The organism is Plantibacter sp. CFBP 13570 (assembly GCF_014841395.1).
Lineage (GTDB): Bacteria > Actinomycetota > Actinomycetes > Actinomycetales > Microbacteriaceae > Plantibacter > Plantibacter auratus.
In genome coordinates this window covers 1-4,244 of record NZ_JACYTW010000124.1, presented here as the reverse complement: position 1 = coordinate 4,244, position 4,244 = coordinate 1, and the positions used below count along the sequence as shown (strand labels likewise).

Below are 4,244 nucleotides of genomic sequence, written 5' to 3'. Positions count from 1 at the left end.
GCTGGCGGCGGGTGATCGGCGAGCCCGAGCCGGCGGCCGACGAGCAGGTCGACGCCCTCGACGCGGTCGCCGGGCCCGACGGCTGGTCCATCGCGACCCTGTCGGGCGAGGCCGGCACGGTCACGGTCCGGTTCCGGCCGGAGCAGCTGCCCTTCCTCACGGTGTGGCGGAGCACAGCCGCGGGGTCGTACGCCCTCGGTATCGAACCCGGAACCTGCTGGCCGAGTCACGCGGCCGGTCCGGATCGTGGGAAGGCCGGCCGGATCGTGGAGCCCGGGGAGTCGTTCGAGGTCGATCTCGAGATCGTGTTCGAGTCGACGGCGGAGGACTTCGGCGACTGAGCCCACCGGCCTCCGCCAGCATCAGGTACCCGGTTTCCGAAGAATTCACGCTGGGGTATGTCATCGATGACATGAACGAGGTATGCTCGCCATGACATCGATGACATGAAGCCATCGTCGGAAGCCGACACGGACGTCGGAACCTGAACGGACACCGCCGTGCACCCTGCTGCGAACCTCGACTCGACCGCCGTCGCCTCCGTGGCCTCGGATCGACTCGTCGCCGGCCTCGACCTCGGCAGCACCGGCGTCAAGATCCTCGTGACGGACGCCGACGGCGCCGAAGTCCTCATCCATCAGCTGCCCACCCCGTGGCTCGCCGGTCCAGGCGGCACGACCGTGATGGAGGCGGCGTCCCTCATCGCCACCGTCCGGGAGCTCCTCGACCACGTCGGTGCGGAACTCGTCGACCGGTTCGGGCCGGCCGCGCGGGTCCGGGCCCTCGCCGTCTCCGGCATGGGGGAGTCCGGGATCGTCCTCGACGCCGTCGGCCGGCCCGTCGCGCCTGCGATCGCCTGGTTCGATCCGCGCGGCGCCGAACAGCTCGCGGCCCTCCCGGCCGAGATCGCGGAGCAGTTCGCGGGTCGGACCGGCCTGCCGCTCGGCGTGCAGGTCTCGGTCATCAAGCTCCTCCACCTCCGTGACGCCGGACTCGACCTCGCCGGAACGCGCTGGCTCAACCTGCCGGAGTACCTCGTCTCGGCGCTCGGCGGCGAGGAGGCCGCCGAGTACTCGCTCTCGTCGCGCACCGGCCTGCTCGACCAGGACACGGGTGAGCCGTGGCTCGAACTGCTCGACCACCTCGGCGTCGACGCATCGTTCCTCCCGCCGTTCACCGACGCCGGTGCCCCGCTCGGCGCCGCGAGCAGCCCGTGGGTGCCGCCGGTCTTCTCCGGTGCGGCCCTGACCGTCGCCGGCCACGACCACCTCGTGTCGGCCGTCTCCACCGGCTCGTTCCCCGCCGAGCGGTACCACGTGTCGATGGGCACGGCCGAGGTCCTGCTGCGACGCCTCGACGAACCACTCCCGTTCGCCGCCCGGGAGCGCCTCGCCGAGGTGTTCATCAACTGCGTCCGTCACGTCGTGCCGGGTACCTGGGTGCTCGTCGCCGGTGTCAAGACCGGCCTGCTCATGCGCCGCACCCTCCAGCTTGTCGGGGTGACCGACCGCGCAGGGCGCGACCGCCTGGACGACGAGGTCATGGCGCTCCCGGCGGGCGGGCTGCTCGGTGACGGCGACGTCTCGGTCGCGGGCGCCCGGAACGACGACGGCGTCCTCAAGCTCACGGTCCGTGCCGACGGCGCAGGACCGGCAGAGGTCTTCGAAGCGGTGCTCCGGCACGGCAACGACGAACTCGCCGTGCTCATCGCGGCGATGGACCGCGAGGTCGCGCCGGCCACCTCGGCGCTGCTCACCGGTGGCTGGGCCAGCATGCGGTCCGTGCAACGCGCTCGTGCGGCCGTCCTGCCCGGCGTGCAGGTGTCGCACCGGTCCCAGGACACGGCATACGGCGCAGCCGTCTTCGCCGGGGCCCTCCTCGAACCCGCCATCTCCCGATCACACCCCTGACCGACCGACCACCCGACGACCCAGACCGATCCTCCCCGGCGCGACCGCTGCCGGGATCAGACCCCATCCGAAGCACAAGGAGCACCTCATGAACGCAGTAGCCACCAGGACCAACGAGCTGACGACGCTCGAACGCCGCGCCATGGCCACGATCAGCACCCCGGGCGGCGGCATGCTCATCGTCGCCGGCGACCAGCGCAACGGCATGAAGGCCGTCATGACCGACGCCCCGAACGGCGCGGCCGGCATCAGCCGTGACGAACTCGCCGAGGCCAAGAGCGACCTCGTCCGGTTCCTCGGCAACCACGCACCCGCCATCCTCCTCGACCCGGAGGTAGCCCTCCCGCTCGTCGTCGACGAGCGCACCCTCTCCCGCACGACCGGTCTCGTCGTCGGCATGGACTCCTCGGGCTTCGACACCGAGAACGGTCTGCGCCGGACGAAGTACGTCCCCGGCATGGACGCCCGTCGGGTCCGCGAACTCGGTGGCGACGCCGCCAAGATGCTCTTCTACCTGCGCTCCGACCAGCGGGAGGCCGAGCAGGTCGTCATCGACGAGATCGCCCGCCTCGTGGAGGAGTGCACCGCCGAGGGCGTGCTGCTCATCGTCGAGATCCTCGTCTACCAGCTCGACGGCGAGAGCGACGAGGCCTACGCCGAGATCTTCCCCGAGCTCGTGCGCGGCGCCGCGGAGATCTCCGTCGCCGCCGGTTCCAAGGTTCTGAAGCTCCAGTACCCGGGCTCCGCCGAGGCCGCCGCAGCCGTGACCGAGGCCGCCGCCGGTGTGCCGTGGGCCGTGCTCTCCGCCGGCGTCGACCACGAGACCTTCGTCGGCCAGGTCCGCACCGCGGTCGAGAACGGTGCCGGCGGCGCGATGGCCGGTCGTTCGCTGTGGAAGGATAGCCTTTCGATCTCGTCGGCGAAGCGTGAGGAACTGCTCACGAACCGTGCGCTGCCTCGCCTCCGTGAGCTCGAGCAGGTCATCGAGACCGCGCTCGCCGGTCGCTGACGGTTCGCGGGCGGCGTCCTCGGTCGCCGCCCGCGAACCAGCCCGATCCGACCACGCCACGCAGGTGGAACCACCCGAGGAGCAGCCATGGCCACGATGCAGGACGTGGCGTCCCTCGCCGGAGTGAGCTCGAAGACGGTCTCCCGCGTGTTCAACGACGACCCGCACGTGCTCCCGGAGACGCGGTCGCGGGTCGAATCGGCCATGCGGGAGCTGAACTACGTCCCGAACGTCCTGGCGCGCACCTTCCGCGCCGGGCGGTCCTCCTCCGTCGGCGTCGCGGTCCCGGACGTCGTCGACCCCTTCTTCGCCGCGGTCGTCCGAGCCGTCGAGGAGGTCTGCTCGGTCTCGGGCATCACCACCCTCGTCACGAGCATCGGCGACGACCCGGCGCGCGAGCGTGCCGTGCTCGACTCGCTGCTCCGGTCACAACTCATGGGGCTCGTCCTCGCGCCCGTCGCGGAGGACCAGTCGTGGCTCGCGCCGTGGGCCGAGCACACACCCATCGTGTTCGTCGACCGCGCCCCCGGTGGGCTCGACGCCGACAGCTTCGTCGAGGACGACCACCGCGGTGCCTACCTCGCGACGACGCACCTGCTCGAGCACGGGCACACCCGGGTCGCCTTCATCGCCGACTCGGCACACCCGCCGAGCACCCGTCGCCGACTCGAGGGCTACCGTTCTGCGCTCGCCGAGAGCGGGATCGACCTCGACGACGCCCTCGTCAGCCTCGACGCGACGGACCGCGAACCGGCCGCCGCCGTGGTCGACGGTCTCCTCGCCCTCGCCTCCCCGCCGACGGCCCTGTTCTCTGCCAACGCGCGTGTGACGATGGCGCTTGTCCCCGCGCTGCGCTCACGGGGGATCGCCTCGCTCGGCTTCGGCGACTTCCCGATGGCCGACCAGCTCGATCCGGCGGTCAGCGTCATCGAACAGGACCCGGCACGACTGGGCCGCCTGGCCGCCACCCGGGCGCTCGCCCGCTTCGGTGACGCGGACGGCGAGCACGAGCGCAGCACCGTCGTCCCCGTCGGGCTCCTGCTGCGGGAGTCCTGCGGCTGTCACCTCACCGCGTGATCCCCCAGGCGGCGGATGCGCCGCGCGGTATGGTCCCTCGGCCGGCGGATGCGCCGTCGGCCGGCGTTCCGTAGCGTCGGAGGCGAACACGACCACGGGAGATCTCACATGCAGCGACCGGACGCCACACCGACCGAGGGCGGCTGGGCGCCGCTCGAGCAGACCGCGGCAGGGCCGGTCCAGACGCCGGTCACCGGGGGATCGCCCGCACCGGCCGAGGCCGCGGCTCCCGTGATCGGTGCGGCCGG

At 72.0% G+C, this 4,244-nt stretch carries 4 protein-coding genes; all 4 read left to right on the top strand.

What is annotated here, in order from left to right:
* A partial coding sequence (locus IFT89_RS19760; RefSeq protein ID WP_202939831.1) for a DUF4432 family protein occupies positions 1-341 on the top strand: 341 nt, incomplete at its 5' end.
* A 159-nt stretch (positions 342-500) separates the two neighbouring features.
* A complete protein-coding gene (locus IFT89_RS19755) occupies positions 501-1,910 on the top strand; it encodes an FGGY-family carbohydrate kinase (protein ID WP_202939830.1) in 1,410 nt (469 codons plus the stop codon).
* 88 nt (positions 1,911-1,998) lie between these two features.
* Positions 1,999-2,919 carry a hypothetical protein gene (locus IFT89_RS19750; protein ID WP_197479028.1) on the top strand — a complete coding sequence of 307 codons (921 nt, stop codon included), beginning with the start codon at positions 1,999-2,001 and terminating at the stop codon, positions 2,917-2,919.
* A gap of 87 nt (positions 2,920-3,006) precedes the next feature.
* Positions 3,007-3,996 carry a LacI family DNA-binding transcriptional regulator gene (locus tag IFT89_RS19745; RefSeq protein ID WP_137243450.1) on the top strand — a complete coding sequence of 330 codons (990 nt, stop codon included), beginning with the start codon at positions 3,007-3,009 and terminating at the stop codon, positions 3,994-3,996.
* The last annotated feature ends 248 nt before the right edge of the window (positions 3,997-4,244 follow it).